Raw genomic sequence first — 20463 nt, forward strand, 5'->3', positions numbered from 1 at the left:
GGGGCTAGAGGCCATGCAGATTTCTCTCCGGTTCCGGGGCACGGCCTCGGTCGCCGCGCTCGCGGTTGCGCTTTCATCCACCGTGGCATCCACCGGGGCCGTCGCCCAGGCGATCATCGACAACGGCACGGTGCAGCTCGGCATAAATCCCGAAGGCAATCTCGTCGTCCCGGGCTCTGCATCCACGCCGATCGGCCTGACCTATCTTCCCGAGAAGAACACCAGCGGCAGCTTCGGTGAAGCGCTGGGGCCCGGCTGCGCCTGCGAAGGCTGGGGCATCGCCGATATCGGCACCACCCTGTTCGGCAAGGCCGGCGAAAGCTTCGGCACCGCCAATATCGACGCTGCCAGTGTCGACCTGACCGTCAGCGGCACCGGCACCCATGCGACATCAACAGGCAGCGCCGCCCGATCGGTGGTGAATGTGGTCGAGCCGGGCGCCGATGGCCGGGTGCTGCAGGTGATCCATGATTTCAAGCCGATCGACGGCGTGAAGAACCTGTATCAGGTCGACGTCACGGTGAAGAACATCTCGGCCTCGGCGGCAGGCGAGGTTGCGAAGCTGATCTATCGCCGTGCCATGGACTGGGATATTCCGCCCACCCAGTTCTCCGAGGTCGTCACCATTCAGGGCTGGCCGGCGACCAAGCTGATCGCCGTCAGCAATAACGGCTTCGCCGACGGCAATCCCAACACGCCGCAGGGCGCGATCCCGGCGACGGGCACGGTCGCCAACGGCAACTTCACCAATGGCGGCCCGTCCGACCATGGGGCGGTGTTCGACTTCGATTTCGGCAAGCTGCCGGTCGGCGAAGAGGTCACGTTCACCATCTATTACGGGGCGGCCGGCAACGAGGCCCAGGCGCTGGCGGCGCTCAAGGCGGTCGGTGCCGAGATCTATTCGCTCGGCAAACCCTCGGACGGCCCTGAAAGCGACGCCGATGCCGGCACACCCAACACCTTCATCTTCGCCTTCGCGGGCGTCGGCGGCACGCCGATCGGTGGCGGCGGTGGCGGCAGCGGCGGGTTGACCATTCCCTATGCCAACGCCTTCCGGCAGATGGCCTTCGCCATGGCGCGCGAACATATGCGCCTGGTCTCGCAGCGTCTGACCGGCCTCTCGCATGGCGGTGAAGGCACCGACGTGTTCTGGGGCGGGCGTTCGGGCATGATCACCGCCCTCACCGCCCCGCTCGCCCAGCTGGTCTCGGCTGAAGAGGATGGCGGCATCCAGCTGGCCCAGCTGGCCCAGAATGCGGCCGCAGCGCCCGCCGGCAACACGGCCCAGGCACGCGACATGGGCGGTGTCGAAGGTCTGCGCGCCTATGTCACCGCCTCATACTCCGTGGGCGAGATCGACGGCACCCGGGCCAGCGGTGTCACGGTCGATTACGACGCCATCAACCTGGTCGGCGGGGTCGATTACGAGGTGCTGCGCGACGAGGGCGGTTTCGACAGCCTGCTGTTCGGTGCCGGTTTCGGCTATGGCGATTATGACGGCGAGATCGACAGCACCCGCACCCGCATCGACACCCGCGGCTATACCGCCATGCTCTACGGCTCGGCGACCTTCGCGAAATCGGCCTATGCCGATCTGACCCTCGCCCATAGCTGGCTGGATTACGACTATCGCCGCGACACCGGCACCGGCGACGTCACCGCTACGCCGGATGGCCGGGAATGGGGCGGCACGCTGCGGGTCGGCTATGACTTCCGGCCCCGCATCAGCCGCTTTTCCCCCACCCGCTGGGTGTTCGGGCCTTTCGTCCAGGGCCAGTATCTGAAGGCCGATATCGACGGCTTCACCGAACGGGGCACCGGCGGCGTCACCTTCGAAGATCAGAACGCAAAGTCGGTCACCTCGCAGCTTGGCATGCATGCCTCGGTGATGCGGTCGATGGATTGGGGCGCCCTGATCTTCTCGGGCCGCATGGCCTGGGAACATGAATACGAGGACGGCGCCGACGCCGTCACCCTGTCGAGCGGCACGGCGCCCATCGACAAGGTCGATCCCGACTACGCCCGGCTGGAATTCGGCGTCACCGCGCTGATCGGCAACGACGTCGCGCTGACCGCCGACTATGCGACGCTCGCCGGCGACAAGTACCGGACCGAACATACCGGTCGGCTGCGCCTGCGCATCGGCTTCTGAGATCGTGGCATTGCGGGCGTGGGGGCGTCGCGACGGCGGGCCTCAGCGGCGGCCGGGCAGGCGCAGCCCGGCCCCGCCGCGCTCGCGCATCACATCCTCGCGGAAGGCATGCAGTTCGGCCGGGCGGCCGCCGGTCTCGTTGGTCATCCGGCCGGTCGGCTCCACCAGCCCCGCCTGCAACACCAGCCGCCGGAAGTTCTGCTTGTGCAGCCCGCGCCCGGCCAGGGCTTCCACCGCCGTCTGCAACCCGGTCAGGGTGAAGGCGGGGGGCATCAGCTCGAAGACCAGCGGGCGGTAGGCGAGCTTGCCGCGGATGCGACCGATGGCGGTCGCCAGGATGCGGCGATGGTCGAAGGCCATCGCCCGCCCCATGCTCCACCCCTTGGCCGGCACGCCGCCGTCACTGCCCCCGCCGGGGGCTGCGGCGACGCCGAAGCTGCGGTCCCGCACCGCTTCGGCCACCAGGCCCGCCTCGTAGAGCAGCTCATAGCGCTCCAGCACCATTTCGTCATGCCAGTCGGCCGCCTCGCCGGCGCCGGCACCGAAGGCCAGATCGACCCTTGCCCGCCGCCGCACCCGCTCGGCCGAGGCCGCCGCGGCGACCCAGGCTTCCAGCTTCGGCCGGATGACATCCCGCACCACGGGCGGTATGCCGGCCCGGCGATCCTCCCACGGCAACAGGTCGTACCAGGATCGCCAGCCCGCCTCGGTATCGGCCGGCGGCACTGCCTCGCGGACCAGGGCCAGATAGCCGATCGACACGATCCGCGGCCCCCCCTGCCATTCCCGCGGGTCACGGCCGCGATCGGCGAAGGTGTAAAGCTGTTCCACATAGCCGAGCGGCAGCCGGGTCTGCGCCGTCACCCAGGCGCGCAGACCGCTTTCCAGCGTCCGGTGCGCCTCGGGCCGGAACGGGCCGGCCGGCAGGGCGTCGCCTTCGTCGCCATGCACCACCAGAATGCGCGGGTCATCATCGGTGACCGCCACGATGGCGGCGGCAAGCCCGACCACCACACCGCCCTCGCCCGGGCCACGCACGGTGGACTGGACGTGATGTTCGACCGGCGGCGGAAGGTCGGAACCCGTCATGGGGGGATGCCTCGCGCCGGTCAGCCGTGCGGAACCCAGGGGGCCAGCAGATCCATGCGATCATAATCGGCAAAGCCGTTCTGCCGGATGACCACGGTGACCCGTTCGATATAGTCCCCGCCCAGTTCGGAGTACCGGGTCAGGTGACGCAGCAGCAGGCCGCCATCCAGCTGTTCGCCCATGCGACGCATCATCTGACGCTCGGCCCGGAACTCGGCATAGGCGGGATGGCTGTTCAGGGTGCGGACATAGTCGATGACCGATTCGACGATCGTCTCGTAGGGCTTCACCACGAACAGCGCATCGTCCCAGGTCATCACGCCGAACAGCGCATTGCCTTCCCGCGCCGACCGGGACGTGCCCCAGCCGGATTCAAGGGCCGCCTGCCCCAGCGCCAGCGAGGTGGGAATGGCGTCGACGCGGGCCAGCAGGTCGTCCAGATCGGTGGCCTTGCCGCGATAGAAGCGGGCGATCTGGGCGATCCAGGCCTGGTCGCGCGGGCTGGGGGTGATGCCCGCCCGCACATCGCGCAGAATGGCCTGAAGCCGGGCCCGTTCGCCCAGCACGGCATTGTTGACCGCAACGATTGCCGGCAGCACCGTGCCCAGGAACCGGGATTTGCGCTCATCGCCCATGGCGGCGTCGATGTCGCCCGGCAGCCGGATCGGCGGAAGCGTGCTCGTCCGCGACCGGGCGGTCGGAAGCGGCGTCACGACCGGCCGGGGCGTGCTCAGCACCGCGACATCCAGCCCGCCCTCTTCCACCGCCCAGGGCATGGTCACCAGGGGTGTGCGTGGGGGCAGATGGCGGATCAGATCAGACGCAGCCGCAGCCTGGCCGTCGGTCAGCCCCGCCGACACGGCCATGCCGAGCGCGCAGGCCAGCAGGCGAGCACGGCATCCGGTCGCGATCGGAGGGCTGTGGCGATATCCCGTCATGTCCAGATGGATAGCCGAGCCGACCAACCGGGTCCAGAGGAAAGCGCCGTCATCCGGCAGCCTCCCCCCGGGGCCGGGGGGCAGGCTGTGCTGTGCGGTTCAGCTCACCGGCCCCCAGGGGCCGGTCCCGACCCGGCAGGCGGTGACATAGTCGGTGTCGGTCTTCGTCCCCTCCAGCACGGTGGCGCGCAGGTCGCGGCAGAAGCGCACCCCCCTTGTGCCGCGCTCCCGGCCCGGCGTCACCAGCATCAGCGTGCCGTCGGCCAGGGTCCATCTTGCCGTCTGTGCCGGCGCCGCCTCGTTCAGAACCACCGTCAGGCAGCGCCGATCCTGTTCGGAGAGATGACTGTCCAGGTTGTCACCGAAGATGCCCGTCGCGGCGGGTTCGACCGCGGCCGAGGCTGCGCACATGCCGGTGTGGGCGTCGTCGGCCCGGGCCGGGTGGGCATCCAGCGCCATCGGCAGCATGACAGAGATGACGAGAGAAAAGGTAATCGACCATCGGGGGGAACGGTACATCACTTATACCAGTCTCAGTTGTCGCGCCCCCCCCGAACAAGGGGGAGTGTCATCAAGCTGCAGCATGACGGCTCGAAGGTCGAGCGAAAACGTCCCCAACCGATCACCTGAAGAAGGCGGATCACCGGGCCAATGGCAGCTCCACCGCCATGCGGAGACCGCCTTCCTTGCGATTCTCCGCCCGGATCAATCCGCCGGCCGCCTCGATATTGCGACGGACGATCCACAACCCGATGCCGAAATTGCCGGCACCCGGCATGCGCTGGCTGTCGTCGCGGATCGAGACATAGCGTTCGAAGATCCGCTCCAGATCGCCCGGCGGCACGCCCGGGCCCTGATCATCGACCAGCACCCGCACGCGGCCCTCGGTGACGGTCGCCGTCACGACGACTTCGGTGCCGGGTTTCGTGAAGCTGAGCGCGTTGTCGAGCAGGTTCTGCATGACCGTCTCGATCATGTCGGCCCCCACCCTGACCGGGATGTTGCGATCGATCCGGCCGACCACCCGGCGGTCGCCGGTGGTGCGGGCATTCTCCTGATACTCGTCGACGATGTCTTCCAGCAGGGCGGAGAGGTTCAGCGGCGTGCGCGGCGGGTTGAGCAGGTCGGCCACGGTCTCCTCGATCCGGCGCGCGGCATTGACCAGCACGTCGAGCCGCTGCACCGACCGCTCGATCAGGTCGAGCGAGCGGCGGCCGCGCAGATCATCGGCGGGAACCGAGCGCTTCAGCGGCTCGATGCTCTGGGAGATGACGGCGATCGGGGTCTTGAAGGCGTGGGCGTTCTCTTCGGCCGTGCGGCGCATGGTCTCGGCGGTGCCACGCAGATCGCGCACCATGTCGTCGAAAGACCGGGCCACGTCGTTCAGCTCCGGCACCCGGTTCATTTCCGAGAAGGAGCGCTGGGTGCCCGGGTCCTTGCGGATCCGGCGGGCGACGCCGGCAAAGCCGCGGATATTGCGCCAGACACTGGTGAACAGCCACAGCACGACCAGCGCCAGGGTCAGATAGACCGCACCGGCGAAGCGGACTTCCGGCATCTGCCAATAGGGCCGGGCCAGGCTCTGCCCCACGATCCCGTCCGTTGCATGGGCGGTGATCACCACCCAGCAGCCCATGGCGGCATCGATCGGGGTCAGAGAGGTCAGAACCTCCACCTGCCCCTTGGGATTGGTGTATTCCACCGCCAGCGGCCGGCCGCCGCCGCAGGTATCCGCCAGCCGGTCCAGAACCCCGGTCTCGATCAGCTCGGCGCGTTCTTCCTGCAGATAATCCACCGGCACGGCGGGGACCGAGGCGATGTAGAAAAACGAATTGCGGTTCGCCTCGTTCGACGGGCGCAGCATCAGCTTGATCGAGACATCGGGCTGCGCCATGCGCTCGATGGTCTGGCGCACGCGCGGCACGGCGGCCGCATCGAATTCCGACAGCAGGGGGACCAGCGCCTGGGCAACAAGATTGCCCTGGCGCTGGACACTGTCGAGAAGCAGGGTCCGCTGCTGACGATCCGCCTCTTCGAACTGGTCGTAGAGGATCATCGGGACGCTGAAGAACACGACCAGAAGAATGCCGAGCTTGACGGCGAAACTGTCGACCGTTCGTCTCAGCGCACGCAGCAGCGTCATCCCGCCGCCGCCCCTCAGTCTTCCGTCGCAGCGGCGTCGGTCGACCGCGGCTGCTCTGCATCCAGCCAGCGATAGCCGAAGCCCGGATAGTTCTCGATCTGGCCGAAATCAGGGTCCAGATCGCGGAACTTCTGCCGGATGCGCTTGATGAAGGTCCGGACGTTGGAGCGATAGCCCTCCGACCCGTCACCGGCCATGAAACCGGCGCCGTGGACAAGGTCGTAGAGGTCGCGATAGCGCACGTCCAGCCCGGCGCGTTCCACCATATGCAGCACCATGCGGAACTCCGTCACGGTGAGCGGCACTTCCTGGCCACGCCAATAGGCCCGGTGGGTTTCGACCTTAAGCTCGATCTCGCCATTGCGCAGCACATCCGACGCGGCGGCCGCATCGGCGGGGGCGCCGGCGGCTTCGCCGGCCTGGCCCTGGGCTGCGGCTTCGGACCGCCGCTTCTGTCCGCCCAGGATCAGTTCGATGCGCCGGCGCAGAATCGAGAAGCTGCGCGACTTTTCGACGAAATCCACCGCACCGCTGGTCAGTGCTGCCTCTTCGTAGATCTGATCCGACAGTACGGTCAGAAAGATCACCGGAATTTCGCACCCGTCCGAGCGCAGGCGGCGCAGCACCTCGATGCCGTTCATCTCGGGCATCTTCCAGTCGAGCAGGATCAGTCCCGGCGCCTCGCCCTCGGCAAGATACGACAGGAAGCCGGGGCCGCTTGGGAAATCGGCCACGGCGAAGCCCGCATCGACCAGATTCTGGGCGATGGATTCCCGGAACAGGTCGTCATCGTCGACGATCGCGACGTGCAGATCATCCACGCCGGTCGTCCCGGCCATGCCGTGTTCAGCTTCGTCCGCCATTCCGGTTCCTTGCTCTGATGTCGGCGAGACAGGCCTTGCGCGCCTTCTCGGTATCCTCTGCGCCACGAATCGCGAGCGTCACCACCCGCAACTCCTGTGACGTGATATCCAGATAGAAAAACAGATCCGCTGCACAAGATCCGGTGCGGTACTGCCATACGGTCGCGGGGGGTTCCTCCGTCACCGAAACCGGCCCGCCCAGCAGGGCGCGCACGCGTTCCGGCGACAGGCCCCGGAGATCGTCGGGCCCGACATCGGGGACGACCGGGATCAGCAGGGCCTGCTGGCTTTCGCCGGCGTCGTCCCGGCTGCCGGAGACCTGCTGTGCCTGGGCCGACGGCGTGCTGTCCGGCTTCGGGGGCGGCGGGGCCGGCTTTTCCTGCGGGGTCAGCAGGGCGCCGTTATGTGTGCCCGCGGCCGCCGCCAGCCGCGGATCGTGCACGGGACCCGGCTGCGCCGTCATGGCCGTTGACGCGACCGGCGCGGGTCTTGGCGCCGCACATGCGGACAACGTAAGAGCAGCCGCAAACACTGCCGCGACTGCTGCGCGGCGCCGTGTCCGGCGCTCGACGGAGGATGCCGTCACCTCAGCCTCTCGATCCAGGAACCTGGTCTCGCCCGACCGGCTCCAATTTTCTGGTTCTCTTTTTTATCGTCCTGGTCGTCGGTCGCGCGCGACGCTGCAACTTGCAGCGCCGACGTGGCCTGTATTCTAGCCGAAGTGCCCGACGATGGAACAGTCAAGGTTGCGGGCTCCGGCGCATTTGCTTTGCAGCGCATGCAATGCAATCGGGGCATCCGTCCCAAAATGCGCCATGCGCATATATTGAAGCCCGTCGTCCGAATACTCGGCACCACGATACAACATGTCACGGCAGCGGTCCGTGACGTAAAACAGCGCCTGTTTGCCACAAGTTTGCCGCGTGCGGCGCCACACGAGATTTCACATAGTGTCGGTCAAGCCGCGACCGCACCCAAGGTCGTCGCGGTCGGAACCGGATCCGCATCCGGGTTCCGCTCAGGAGACTTCACATGGCGACTCTTCGCTACACAGTGTTGCCGGCCGTATCCGCTGCCGCTCTTCTCGCCTTCGTTGCATCGCCGTCCTGGCAGAACGCCACATCGGGCACGCCGTCGACTTTGATCAGTCCCGCAGCCGCGGCGGCGCTGGAGCCGCCGCGCAAGGCGGATATCGTGACCGATGACTCCATGGCGCAGCACGATCCAGCCCTGATGCGCCTGGTGGGGGAGTTGCGCGCGCGCCACGACCTGGACCATCCGGATCCGGCCGCGCCCTCAGCCGCCGACGGCATGCCGGCCGGTTCCGCCGCCGCGGCTGCCGGAACGCCCGTCCATGAAGCTGCGCCCGCCCGGCACGAAGCTGCGCCCGCCCGGACCGCACCCGTCCAGACGGCAACCTCTGCGGCGACGGATGTGCCGGCGTCGGCAACGCCGCGGCCGGCAGCCACCGAACCGGCTGCCGCGGCCGAGCCGGGGTTGGGGGAACGACTTCTCTCCGCCATTGGCGACCTCTTCGACGGTGAGGGTGAGGACCAGCCCCGAACCGCCAACTGACCAGATTGGTTCCCAGGGGGCCGCAAATTTTCCCGTGCCCCCGGGAACGACGAAGACATCCGTCCGGGGTGAAGCCCGTTCCGGTGGCGGGGGCCATGCCGGAAGCGCGGACGGATGCGGCCCCCGCACTCCACGGACCAAGCCAGTGCTGACCGATCCAAAACTTTCGGGTGGAAACCGCATCACCTTCCCGGTGCCGCGGTTTCCACCCGGGCTTTTCGTCGTCGGCTGAGAGCCACACCTGCGTGACAGGGAATTTCTGCCCCATGGCCCTGCCGCCCGCCACGATCCGCCAGGTGCTGCCCGGCCGCAGGGCCGCCCGACTGCGTCTGGTGCCGGCGCCCGTAGAGGGTGGCGGCCCGTCGCGGGCACTGGTCTCGATCAGCTGGAGCACGGCACGCGGGCGCTGGACGCTCTCGGCCGGGATCGCCCTGCGCAACGGCCCGGGGGCTGCCGCCCATCGTGCCCGCGCCTTCCCCGCCCCGCTGATCTGGGCCTTTCTGCGCGTCAGGCTTCGCCCGCGTCGCTGGTGATCCCCTGCCGGGCAGCACCCTGCACCGCCCGGCCTGATGACGGCCGGTGGCCGCCGACATGCGGCTGATCCGGATCCAGCCGCGATGACGGCAGGCGATGCACCGCCCGGTCCCCCGTCGCCCAGACGTCGAACCCGCCGGCAAACAGCCGCGCCACGGCCGGGTCCAGCGCATTCAGCCCGCCCGCATAGGACCCGAAGGCCGGCAGGACCAGACGGTCACGGCCACAGGGGGCGCGTCCGCCGGCAAAGCAGCGCCGCGACAACCGCCGGCCACGGACGCGCAGGATCGCCTTCGGGTGAAAATGGCCGCTGATCTCCAGCCGCTCATCCGCTGCGGCCGCAGCCGCCGCTTCATGACGCAGCGCCACCCCGGACTCCAGCAGCTCGTCCATCACCGTTCCGCCCAGGCTCGCCGCCGCCCCATGGTCGTGATTGCCGGTGATCCAGATCCAGTCATGGACCGCCACCAGCCGCGCCAGGCGCTGCCGATCCAGGAGATCCAGACGGGCCGGCCCGTCCCGGTCATGGAAGCTGTCGCCCAGGCAGAGGATCCGCCGGGGCCCGTAGGTCGCCACCAGATCTTCCAGCCGGATCAGGGTCTCAAGGCTGTCATAGGGCGGCAGCAGCTGCCCCTTGCGGGCGAAGGCCGATCCCTTCTCGAAATGCAGATCCGCCACCAGCATCGTGTCCCGCCGCGGCCAGATCAGCGCGCCCGACGGATCGGCCAGAAAGGACTCGCCGCCAAGCGCGATCGGCAGGGCGGCGGGGCGGGGGGCAGAGATCGGGGTCGCGGGGGGCAGGGTCACGGGCGGTCATCCACGGGTGGCGTCTTCGATCAGGGCGGCGGCTTCGCCCAGCAGGTCGTCATCGGCCTGGCCGGGCACGCTTTCGCGCCCCACCTCCAGCAGCAGCGGCACCGCCAGCGGCGAGACCCTGGCCAGGGGCCGGTGCAGGATGCGGCCCTGCACCGCGACCAGCATGTCGTTCAGCCGGCCGAGATCGGTCAACCCGCCGGCGGCATCGGCCCAGGTCGCCTTCAGCAGCACATGATCGGGCTGATGGCGGCGCAGCACGTCATAGATCAGATCGGAGCTGAACGTCACCTGCCGGCCGGTCTTCTCGCGCCCCGGATGGCGCTGCTCGATCAGCCCCGCGATCACCGCGACATTGCGGAAGGTCCGCCGCAACATGCTCGATTCCGCCATCCAGGCTTCCAGATCCTCGCCCATCATGTCCTGGCCGAACAGGGCATCGATCCGTTCCGGCGCATCCAGGCTCCAGATCGCGATGGCATAGTCGTTGGCGACGAAGCCCATCGGCCGGAAGCCCATCCGCTCCATCCGGCGGGTCAGCAGCATGCCCAGCGTCTGATGGGCATTGCGGCCGGCAAAGCCATAGGCGATCAGGAACCAGCGGCCGCCGCGGGGGAAGGTCTCGACCAGCAGCCCGTCGGCGCCCGGCAGCTCCGACCGCAGCTCCTGCATCGCCAGCCATTCGGCGACCGCCGGCGGCAGCAGGTCGCGATGGGCCGGATCGGCCAGCATCCCCCGCACCCGGCGGGCAAGCGAGGCCGAGATCGGGAAGCGGCCACCGCCATAGGACGGGATCCTGGGGTCGCCGCCGCGGCCGCGGCTGACCAGCACATCGGTTTCGCGCAGCGCCTCGTAGACCAGCAATTCGCCGGCGAAGACGAAGCTGTCGCCCGGCACCAGCCCCTGGACGAACCATTCCTCGATCCGCCCCAGCATCCGGCCGCCCATGCCGCGACCGCCGGGCCTGGTCAGCCGCACGTTCAGCATCGGCATCTCGACGATGGTGCCGACATTCATCCGGTACTGCCGGGCCGCCACCGGCCCCGCCACCCGCCAGCGCCCGGCCTCGTCCTGCTCGATCCGCCGGAAGCGGTCATAGGCCCTGAGCGCATAGCCGCCGGTTGCGACGAAATCGACCACCGCATCGAAACTCGGGCGATCGAGTGCGGCATAGGGCGCGCTGCCGGTCACCTCGGCATAAAGCGCATCGGCATCGAAAGGCGCCATGCAGGCGGTGCCCAGAACATGCTGGGCCAGAACGTCGAGCGCCCCCGGCCGCGGCGGCTCGCCATCCAGCTCTCCCTCGGCGACCGCTTCCAGCGCCGCCCGGCATTCCAGCACCTCGAACCGGTTGGCCGGCACCAGAATGGCCTTCGATGCCAGGTCCAGCCGGTGATTGGCCCGGCCGATGCGCTGCACCAGCCGCGACACGCCCTTGGGCGCGCCGATCTGCATCACCAGATCCACCGCCGCCCAGTCGATGCCCAGATCCAGCGAGGAGGTCGCCACCACCGCCCGCAGCCGGCCTTCGGCCATGGCCGCCTCGACCTTGCGCCGCTGCTCCGCCGCCAGGCTGCCATGGTGCAGCGCGATCGCCAGCCCGTCCTCGTTCAGATGCCAGAGTTCCTGAAAGACCAGTTCGGCCTGGGCGCGGGTGTTCACGAAAACCAGCGTGGTGCCGTGGTCGCGGATCGCCTGATAGACCCCGGCCATGGCATGGCGGGCCAGATGCCCCGCCCAGGGCACCCGCTCGCCTTCGGGGATCAGCAGCGACACCTCCGCCTGCGCCGCCTCGCGCCCACGCACGATCACCGCCCGCGGATCGACCCAGCGCCGCACCGCCTCTTCATCCGCCACCGTCGCCGACAGCCCCACCACGCGCAGCCCCGGCGACAGCGACTTCAACCGGGCGAGCCCCAGCGCCAGCAGATCGCCGCGCTTGGTGCCGGCAATGGCATGGACCTCATCCACGATCACCGTCGCCAGCCGCCCGAAGATCCTGGGCGCATCGGCATAGGACAGCATCAGCGCCAGCGATTCCGGTGTGGTCAGCAGCAGTTCGGGCGGGCTGCGGCGCTGGCGTTCGCGGGTGCGCTGATCGGTGTCGCCGGTGCGCACCCCCACCTGCAGCCCCAGGCCCATTTCGGCGATCGGCCGTTCCAGATTGCGGGCGATATCGGCCGCCAGCGCCTTCAGCGGCGAGATGTAGATGGTGTCCAGCCGTCCGGCCACCTCCCCCGCCGCCGCCCGGGCAAGGCCGGGCAGGAAGCCGCCCAGCGTCTTGCCTGCCCCCGTGGGCGCGATCAGCAGCACCGGCAGCCCGGCATCCGCGGCGGCCAGCATGCGCAGCTGATGGGGGTGCGGGGTCCAGCCGCGCGCGGCGAACCAGCCCGCCACCGCCGCAGGCAGCGGCGCGGGCGGGGGCAGGTCGGCATCCGGCACCAGCACCGGCAGACGGGGTTCATGCACGCTCATGGCCGGATAGTATGGTGCAGCCCGCCCCGAAAGCGAGCCCGGCATGATGCCGCGGGGGTGGACTTGGGCCCCCGGCCACCCAATCTTGACAGGAGTACAAACCGGGTACACCCTTCCTCTCCCCCAGCCGGGATCGCCCATGCCCGACGATATCCGCCTGCCGCCTGCCGATCCCGCCCCTCCCGCCCCGCGGGGTGCCGGCATCGACTGGCTGGTCCCCTGCCCGGAAGGTCTCTACTGCCCGCCCGGCGATTTCTGGATCGACCCGACCCGTGCGAAGCCGCGCGCGATCGTCACCCACGGCCATGCCGATCATGCCCGCCCCGGCCATGGGGCGGTGCTGGCCACGCCCGAAACGCTGGCGATCATGGCGGCACGCTTCGGCCCGGATCAGGTGCGCGGTCAGCCGCTCGGCTATGGCGAACGGCTGACCGTGGGGGATGTCTCGGTGATGCTGGCGCCTGCCGGCCATGTCCTGGGGTCGGCCCAGATCGTGATCACCCATCGGGGCCGGACCGCGGTGGTCTCGGGCGATTACAAGCGCCGCGCCGATCCCACCTGCCCGGCTTTCGAGCCCGTACCCTGCGATCTGTTCATCACCGAGGCGACCTTCGCCCTGCCGGTCTTCCGCCATCCGTCGGCCGCGGGCGAGATCGCGAAACTGCTGCACGGGCTGGACGTCTTCCCCGACCGGGCGCATCTGGTCGGCGTCTACGCCCTGGGCAAATGCCAGCGGGTGATCCGGATGATCCGCGATGCCGGCTATGACCGGCCGATCTACATCCATGGCGCGCTGGCGCCGCTGTCGACCCTTTATGAAAACCTGGGCGTGCCGCTCGGCCCGCTGCTGCCGGTGGCGGGGCGCGCGCGCGCCGATCTGGCCGGGGAACTGGTTCTGGCACCGCCCGGCGCCGTGGCCGATCGCTGGGCCCGGCGGCTCCCCGATCCGCTGGTCGCGGTCGCCTCGGGCTGGATGGGGGTGCGCCAGCGGGCGAAGCAGCGCGGTGCGGAACTGCCGCTGGTCATCTCCGACCATGCCGACTGGGACGAATTGCTGCAGACGCTGAGCGATCTTCGTCCCGAAGAGACCTGGATCACCCATGGCCGGGAAGACGCCCTCGCCCATGCCGCGGCCGGAATGGGGCTGCACGCCCGGCCGCTGCGCCTTGCGGGATATGGCGACGAGGACGACGACGCCCCGGCCGGCGCCGGCGAAACGGAAGGCTGATCCGCATGCGCCGCTTCGCCGATCTGCTCGACCGCCTGATCCTCACGCCCTCGCGCACCACCAAGCTGCGCCTGATCGGCGACTATTTTGCCCACACCCCCGATCCCGATCGCGGCTGGGCCCTGGCGGCGCTCGCCGGCACGCTCGACCTGCGCGCCGCCCGCCCCTCGGCGATCCGCGAGTTGATCGGCAGCCGCACCGATCCGGTGCTGTTCGCCCTGTCATATGACTATGTCGGCGATCTGGCCGAAACCGCGGCGCTGATGTGGCCCGAACCCGCGGCCACGGGCGCCGGCCGCAACGACCCGGGTGTGCGGCTGTCGGAGGTCGCCGAAACCCTCGCCGCCGCCCCCTCGGCCGCCGCGGCCATGCGGTCGCTTGCCGGCTGGCTCGACGGGCTCGACACCACCGGGCGCTGGGCGCTGCTCAAACTCGCCACCGGCGGGCTGCGGGTGGGGGTTTCCGCCGGTCTCGCCAAAGCGGCCTTCGCCGCCTGGGCGAAGCTCGCCCCCGAAGCGGTGGAAGAGGTCTGGCACGGGCTGGAGCCACCTTACGAGGCGCTCTTCGCCTGGGCGACCGGCACGGGGCCCCGGCCCGACCCGCGCGGCCTGCCGCATTTCCGGTCCTTCATGCTGGCCACGCCTGCCGAGCTGGCCGATCTGGCGCCGCTCGACCCATCCGATTTCCGCGCCGAATGGAAGTGGGACGGCATCCGTGCCCAGATGGTGGCGGCCGGTGGCGAGATCCGGCTCTATGCCCGATCGGGCGACGAGATCGGCCGCGGCTTCCCCGATCTGCTCGACGCCTGGCCTTTCGGCGAGGCGGCGGTCGATGGCGAGCTGGTGGTGATGGGGCCTGACGGCCAGCCCGCACCCTTTGCCGAGCTTCAGAAACGCATCAACCGCCGCACGGTCGGCGCCGGCCTGCTGAAATCCCTCCCCGCCCATCTCAGGCTCTACGACCTGCTCGCCAGGGGCGGTGTCGACCTGCGCCCGCACCCCTTCGCCGAACGGCGCGCCGCCCTCGAAGCCCTTGTCGCCGCCCATCCCTCGCCACGTTTCGACCTGTCGCCCCTGGTCGCCTTCTCAAGCTGGGCGGAGCTGGACCGGCTGCGCGCCGATCCGCCCGCCGCAACGATCGAAGGGGTGATGCTGAAGCGCCGCGACACCCCCTATCTCGCCGGCCGCCCCAAGGGGCCATGGTTCAAGTGGAAGCGTGCGCCCCTGACCCTGGATGTCGTGCTGATGTATGCGCAGCGCGGCCATGGCCGCCGCTCGTCCTATTTCAGCGACTACACCTTCGGCGTCTGGCGCGACGACGACACGCTGGTGCCGGTCGGCAAGGCCTATTCCGGCTTCACCGATCAGGAACTGGTCGAGCTGGACCGCTGGATCCGCCGCAACACCACCGAGCGCTTCGGCCCGGTCCGCGCCGTCGCCCCCGGCCTGGTGCTGGAGGTCGCCTTCGATTCCGTCCAGCCCAGCCCCCGGCACAAATCCGGCCTCGCCCTGCGCTTTCCCCGCATCGCCCGCATCCGCTGGGACAAGCCCGCAGCCGAAGCCGACCGGCTGGAAACCGCGGCGGGCCTGGTGGCCGGATCCCCTGCGGCCTCCGTCACCTGACGCGTGCAGACGTTGTTGCCTGTTCCCTTTTTATTACCTAACATGATCATCTGAAGCCTGCATCCTGGGGAGTCCGGCCATGACCGATACCGTCCCCTGCCGGGAACTCCGGCTCGGCATCGTGCTTTATGGCGGGGTGTCGCTCGCGATCTACATGGCCGGCATCACCGAAGAGCTGCACGCCCTGCTCCGCGCCTCGCGGGATCGGGCGAGCAGCACCCCACCACCGGCAAAAGCCCCGGACCCGGCCCCGACCAGCGCCATCTATCGCGACCTGCTGGACGAGCTGGCGGAGAAGACGGTCGACCTCCGCGTCGTCGTCGATACCATCGCGGGCTCCTCCGCCGGCGGCCTCAACGGCGCGGTGCTGGGACGGGCGATCGCGACCGGCGGCGGCGTGCGCCATATGAACGGGTTCTGGATCGACAAGGCGGATATCGCCAATCTGAAGGACGATCCCGAGGAAGGCGCCGGCTGGCTGTATCGCACTCTCGGCCGGCCGATCCTGAACCGTTTCATGGGCAACCTGCCGCCTCAGATCTCTCATGGCTGGCTGATCGATCACCTCGCCGCCTTTCTGAGGGGCGGCGACGGCACCAGAACGCCGCTCGACGGCCGCAAATTCATCCGGCTGATCGGCGAGGCCCTGAACGGGATCGGCCGCAGCACCGCCCATCTCCTGCCCGACGGCCAGCGGCTGGATCTTTTTCTCACCCGCAGCGACCTGCATGGCTGGCCGCGCTTCCTGCCGATCGACGCCGGGCTGCATGACGGCCGCCAGCAGGAACGGCGCTTCCCGCATGTGATGCGGTTCGAGACCCGCGGCGGCCTCACCGGTGATTTCGACGACATCTTCGCTTTGACCTATGCCTGCCGGTCGACCGCCAGCTTTCCGATCGCCTTCGCGCCCCTGCGCAGCAGCGACGTCGCCGAAGAACTGTCGGCCCATGACGGGCTCGCAGACTTCCACAACCGCCATCTGGGCGAACACATTCTGGCCGGCGACGATCGTATGACGGGCGATGACTGGGGCAGCCGCGCCCAGATGGCCGATGGCGGGCTGCATGACAACAAGCCCTTCGGCCCGGTCATCGACGCGATCGGCGACAAGCCCGCCCGCCGTCAGGTGATCCGCCTGATCGCCTATGTCGAACCGACGCCCGAGCAGGAGGTGCCGATCCCCGACGAGGCCCGCTTCGCCGGCGGCGCCCTGATCGGCCGGCTCTATGATCATTTCCGCTATGAACCGATCCTCGACGATCTGGAGGCGGTGGCGGAGCGCAACCGGGTCGCGCAGGAACTCAAGCTGCTGGAGGCCGAGACCCTTCAGGCGGCGCAGGCCTTCCGCGCGGCCTCTCCCGACGCTCCCGCCCACAGCTTCGCGCCGGCCTGCGTCCTGCCCTATGACAGGGCCTGCAGCCAGTCCGCCGCCGCCCTGCTGGCGGGTCTGATCAACGGCGCCCTGGACCTGCCCTACCCCTCGCGTCAGGCCCATCTGATCCGCCGGCTCGCCCGGCTCTACATGGCAGAGAACCCGCGCGCCCCGGCTGCCACGGCCTTCCCCCGCCAGGATCGCCGCCGGCGCTTTCTGGTCAGACAGGCCAACCGGCTCTATGCGTCGGCGTCGGACCGGGGAACGGTCGACGCCTTCAAATCGGTGCTCACCGACCTTGCGGAGATCCGCCCCACCATCGACATGACGGGCACCGACATCGCCTTCGATCCCACCGCTCTCGACGCCATGATGACCGATCGTACCACGGGGCCCGGCCGCGCCTCCTTCGCGGTTCTGAACGCGGCGGGCCAGACGGCGCTGGATCGGGCTCTCGCAGCCGCAACCTCTGCCGCAGATCGTCTGGCCGGTGCGCTTGACGTCGCCGTCGCCGACATCCCGCCGGGCCCGGTTGCCACGGCCCTTCAGGCGGCCGACAGCCTGTTCGATCTGGTCGACCTCGTCACCGCGCCCGAAATGATCCGCCACCGGATCGAGGAACCGCAGGAGGCGAGAATCGTCCGGATTTCCCCCATCGACTGCCGCTCGACCCGCGACGTGGTCGGCCAGGCCCTGGGCGACGAATTCGGGGCCTTCGCCGGCTTTCTCTCCCGCGATGCCCGGGTTCACGACATCCTGCTCGGCCGGCTGAATGGCGCCGAGCGGCTGCTCGACATGATCCTTGATGCCGCGGGACTGGAAGGCGATGCCGCCCACACGGTGAAAGCGGCCTACCGCACCCGATTGTTCAACGCCATCGCAGACGATCTGATCACGATCGTGGACAAGACCGGCGGCCTCGGCGACCCCGCGACACGGCTGCTTCGAAGACTTGGTCTCCTCGCCTGATCACGGCCGACCGATCCGAAATGCCCTGATCCCCGTATCACCCGTGAAATGGTCAGGGAGACGGGTTTCATGGGCAGCGGCAATGTCATGGGCGGCGCGCGGGAGGCACGGACCGGCGGCACGCAGCACGGGTCCACGCCACTCGGGTCCACGCCACTCGGGCCCACGCCAAACGGGCCGGCGCGTCTGGCGACGGCTTTGGGCATTGCCGGGCTGATCCCGTTTGCCGCCGGTGCCGCCCTCGCCCTGCTCTCGGATGACCCGGCCGCCGCGCGCGCGGCCCTGCTCGCCTATGGCGCGGTCATTCTCTCCTTCCTGGGGGCCGTGCATTGGGGGCTGGCGCTGGCCTCCGGCCGGGCCGACACCAGGCGGGCGATGCAGCGCTTCGCAATCTCGGTTCTGCCCTCCCTGCTCGGCTGGGCGGCGCTGCTGCTGCCGCAGGCTTCGGGCTTTGCCCTTGCAACCGCCGCCTTCGCCCTGCTGCTTGCCGCCGAAACCCTGGGGCCCCTGCGGGCAGGCCTGCCCGGCTGGTATCTGCGGCTACGCATCGGCCTCACGCTGGGTGCCCTCGTCGCGCTTGCGATCGGCGCGCCGATCGGCGGCGGAGGGGCGGCGTGACCGCGGCCGCCGGCACCGCTACCCTGCCCGGCTGGCGCCTCGCGCTGTTCGGTCTGCCGGGCCTGCCGCTCGCGGCACTCACCCTGCCGCTCTACATCTATCTGCCGACCTATTATGCCGACACGCTCGGCCTGGGGCTGGGTGTGGTGGGGGGCGTGCTGCTCGCCGCGCGGATCTGGGACATGGTGACCGACCCCGTGGTCGGCGTGCTCGCCGATGCCGTCCGCCTGCCCGGCGGCCGGCGCCGCGGCTGGATGGTCGCCGGCCTGCCCTTCACCATCGCCGGCATCTGGATGCTGATGTCCCCGCCCGACGGCGCGGGGGCGGCGCATCTGCTGGTCTGGTCGATCGTGCTGCATCTGGGCGGCACCATGATGGTGCTCTCCCAGCAGGCCTGGGCGGCAGAGCTGTCCGACGGCTATGACGAGCGCAGCCGGATCGTCACGGTGCGCGAGGTTTTCGTGATCCTGGGCACGCTGGCGGCGATCGCCCTGCCGGTGGTGGCGGACGGCGGCGGCACGGCGGTCACCGCCGCGGGCCTCGCCTCGCTCGGCGCCGCCATCGCCCTGCTGCTGCCGGTCACCACCGCCGTCGCCGTGATCGCCGTGCCGGAACCCGATCGCCCGGTCGCCCGGGCACGCGGACAGCTGGCGCGGCTGGGCGCCCTTGTGGCCAACCGCCCCTTCCGGCGGCTGATCGGCGCCTATATCGCCAACGGCTTCGCGAACGGCCTGCCGGCGACGCTGTTCCTGCTCTACGTCTCGCACGTCATCGGCCGGCCCGATCTGGCCGGGCCGCTGCTCTTCGTCTATTTCGCCGCCGGCATCCTGGCGGCGCCGCTCTGGCTCCGGCTTGCCGCCCGCACCAGCAAGCACCGGGCCTGGACGATCGCGATGGCCATCGCCACGGCCGCCTTCCTGCCGGCGGCCTTCCTCGGCACCGGCGACGTCGTGCCGTTCCTGATCATCTGCATCGCCACCGGTGCGACGCTCGGCGCCGATCTGGCCCTGCCCAACGCCATGCAGGCCGATGTGATCGACATCGACCGCCTGGAAACCGGGCAGGAACGGGCGGGCCTGTTCTTCGCCCTCTGGGGCTTCGCCACCAAGGCGGCGCTGGCTCTGGGCATCGGCACCGCCTTTCCGCTGATCGACGCCGCCGGCTTCGATCCTGCCGCCGCCGATGGTGGCGGGGCGGCGGCACTCACCGTGCTGGCCCTGGTCTACGGCGCCCTGCCGGTGCCCTTCAAAATCTGGGCGATCCTGCTGGTCCGCCGCTTCCCCCTGACCCGGGAGATCCAGTCCGGTCTGGCGGAAGAAATCGCCCGGCGCCGCAGCCCGGCGGTCGCCACCCCGCCGGGCTGCGGCCCACCCTCTTCGCGGAAACCCTCATGTTCTCTCTCCGTCGCCGCACAGCGGGCGTTGTGCTCGCGCTCCTCAGCCTCCTGACGATCACCGGATGCAGCACCATGAAAGTCGAAGATTTCGCCGGCGCCGGACCGGCCTTTCGCCTCGAAGACTACTTCACCGGCAAAACCCGGGCCTGGGGCATGTTCGAGGACCGCTTCGGCAATCTCCGCCGTCAGTTCGTGGTCGACATCGACGGCGACTGGGACGGCGAGACCCTTACCCTCGACGAACATTTCCGCTATGCCGATGGCGAGCTGGATCGGCGGGTCTGGACCATTCGGCCCGACGGCCCCAACGGCTATGTCGGTCAGGCCGATGATGTGCTGGGCGAGGCCCGCGGCGCCGCTTTCGGCAATGCGCTGAACTGGACCTATCGCATGAACCTGAAGGTCGGCGGCCGCGAGATCGAGGTCCGTTTCGACGACTGGATGTTCCTGCAGGAAGACGGCGTGGTGCTGAACCGCGCCACGGTCACCAAGTTCGGCATCGAACTCGGCACCGCCACCATCTTCTTCCAGAAGGAACGGCCGCGCATGGCCCCCGCCCTCGGCCTGCAGACCGATCGGCGGCCGGCGATGGCGATGCAGGCACCGCGCGAATGATGCGGGGGAACCGTGCCACCGACACGGAGTTTTCATTTGCCTGAAACGATCGGCACGCCTA

General features: G+C 69.4%; 17 protein-coding genes. 9 read left to right on the forward strand and 8 right to left on the reverse strand.

The window, feature by feature from the left end; translation table 11 throughout:
• The first annotated feature begins 13 nt into the window (after positions 1 to 13).
• Positions 14 to 2152 carry an autotransporter outer membrane beta-barrel domain-containing protein gene (locus WI697_RS16035; protein WP_345959131.1) on the forward strand — a complete coding sequence of 713 codons (2139 nt, stop codon included), beginning with the start codon at positions 14 to 16 and terminating at the stop codon, positions 2150 to 2152.
• Between the two features lie 42 nt (positions 2153 to 2194).
• On the opposite strand, the gene WI697_RS16040 is transcribed toward WI697_RS16035, so the two are convergent.
• The 6 genes from WI697_RS16040 to WI697_RS16065 all read right to left on the reverse strand — a co-directional run bounded on the left by WI697_RS16040 (position 2195) and on the right by WI697_RS16065 (position 7648).
• Positions 2195 to 3241, reverse strand: coding sequence for an NUDIX hydrolase (locus WI697_RS16040; RefSeq protein ID WP_082828488.1), 1047 nt, complete (start codon positions 3239 to 3241; stop codon positions 2195 to 2197).
• Between the two features lie 20 nt (positions 3242 to 3261).
• Complete coding sequence (locus WI697_RS16045; protein WP_345959132.1) at positions 3262 to 4179, reverse strand: glucosaminidase domain-containing protein; 918 nt, start codon at positions 4177 to 4179, stop codon at positions 3262 to 3264.
• 99 nt (positions 4180 to 4278) lie between these two features.
• Positions 4279 to 4638 (reverse strand): hypothetical protein, encoded by a 360-nt coding sequence (locus WI697_RS16050; RefSeq protein ID WP_345959133.1) that lies wholly within the window; start codon positions 4636 to 4638, stop codon positions 4279 to 4281.
• A 181-nt stretch (positions 4639 to 4819) separates the two neighbouring features.
• Positions 4820 to 6322 (reverse strand): sensor histidine kinase, encoded by a 1503-nt coding sequence (locus tag WI697_RS16055; protein WP_062763818.1) that lies wholly within the window; start codon positions 6320 to 6322, stop codon positions 4820 to 4822.
• Positions 6323 to 6336: 14 nt separating this feature from the next.
• The gene (locus WI697_RS16060) at positions 6337 to 7185 is read right to left on the reverse strand and encodes a response regulator transcription factor (protein ID WP_062763819.1); all 849 of its coding nucleotides are present in this window, start codon (positions 7183 to 7185) and stop codon (positions 6337 to 6339) included.
• Positions 7169 to 7648 carry a hypothetical protein gene (locus tag WI697_RS16065; protein WP_345959134.1) on the reverse strand — a complete coding sequence of 160 codons (480 nt, stop codon included), beginning with the start codon at positions 7646 to 7648 and terminating at the stop codon, positions 7169 to 7171. Before WI697_RS16065 ends, WI697_RS16060 begins: the two co-directional genes overlap by 17 nt.
• Positions 7649 to 8217: 569 nt before the next feature.
• On the opposite strand from WI697_RS16065, the gene WI697_RS16070 reads away from it, so the two are divergent.
• Both WI697_RS16070 and WI697_RS16075 read left to right on the forward strand, forming a co-directional pair.
• A complete protein-coding gene (locus WI697_RS16070; protein ID WP_345959136.1) occupies positions 8218 to 8760 on the forward strand; it encodes a hypothetical protein in 543 nt (180 codons plus the stop codon).
• 266 nt (positions 8761 to 9026) lie between these two features.
• A complete protein-coding gene (locus tag WI697_RS16075; protein ID WP_345959137.1) occupies positions 9027 to 9293 on the forward strand; it encodes a hypothetical protein in 267 nt (88 codons plus the stop codon).
• Here WI697_RS16075 and pdeM read toward each other — a convergent pair.
• Entirely contained in the window at positions 9268 to 10101 is an 834-nt protein-coding gene (gene pdeM / locus WI697_RS16080) for a ligase-associated DNA damage response endonuclease PdeM (RefSeq protein WP_345959138.1), read from the reverse strand. The genes WI697_RS16075 and pdeM overlap by 26 nt on opposite strands.
• Before the next feature lie 6 nt (positions 10102 to 10107).
• A complete protein-coding gene (locus tag WI697_RS16085; RefSeq protein ID WP_345959139.1) occupies positions 10108 to 12582 on the reverse strand; it encodes a ligase-associated DNA damage response DEXH box helicase in 2475 nt (824 codons plus the stop codon).
• A 139-nt stretch (positions 12583 to 12721) separates the two neighbouring features.
• On the opposite strand from WI697_RS16085, the gene WI697_RS16090 reads away from it, so the two are divergent.
• The 6 genes from WI697_RS16090 to WI697_RS16115 all read left to right on the forward strand — a co-directional run bounded on the left by WI697_RS16090 (position 12722) and on the right by WI697_RS16115 (position 20402).
• Positions 12722 to 13810, forward strand: coding sequence for a ligase-associated DNA damage response exonuclease (locus tag WI697_RS16090; protein WP_345959140.1), 1089 nt, complete (start codon positions 12722 to 12724; stop codon positions 13808 to 13810).
• A 5-nt stretch (positions 13811 to 13815) separates the two neighbouring features.
• Positions 13816 to 15432, forward strand: coding sequence for a cisplatin damage response ATP-dependent DNA ligase (locus tag WI697_RS16095; RefSeq protein WP_345959141.1), 1617 nt, complete (start codon positions 13816 to 13818; stop codon positions 15430 to 15432).
• A 79-nt stretch (positions 15433 to 15511) separates the two neighbouring features.
• The gene (locus WI697_RS16100) at positions 15512 to 17773 is read left to right on the forward strand and encodes a patatin-like protein (protein ID WP_345959142.1); all 2262 of its coding nucleotides are present in this window, start codon (positions 15512 to 15514) and stop codon (positions 17771 to 17773) included.
• 69 nt (positions 17774 to 17842) lie between these two features.
• Positions 17843 to 18391, forward strand: a complete 549-nt coding sequence (locus tag WI697_RS16105) for a DUF3429 domain-containing protein (protein ID WP_345959143.1) — start codon at positions 17843 to 17845, stop codon at positions 18389 to 18391.
• The gene (locus tag WI697_RS16110; protein ID WP_345959144.1) at positions 18388 to 19839 is read left to right on the forward strand and encodes an MFS transporter; all 1452 of its coding nucleotides are present in this window, start codon (positions 18388 to 18390) and stop codon (positions 19837 to 19839) included. The genes WI697_RS16105 and WI697_RS16110 overlap by 4 nt, the downstream gene beginning before the upstream one ends.
• A 20-nt stretch (positions 19840 to 19859) precedes the next feature.
• Positions 19860 to 20402: a DUF3833 domain-containing protein gene (locus WI697_RS16115; protein ID WP_062763845.1), complete on the forward strand. Its 543-nt coding sequence runs from the start codon at positions 19860 to 19862 to the stop codon at positions 20400 to 20402.
• The last annotated feature ends 61 nt before the right edge of the window (positions 20403 to 20463 follow it).

The organism is Tistrella mobilis (genome assembly GCF_039634785.1).
Lineage (GTDB): Bacteria > Pseudomonadota > Alphaproteobacteria > Tistrellales > Tistrellaceae > Tistrella > Tistrella mobilis.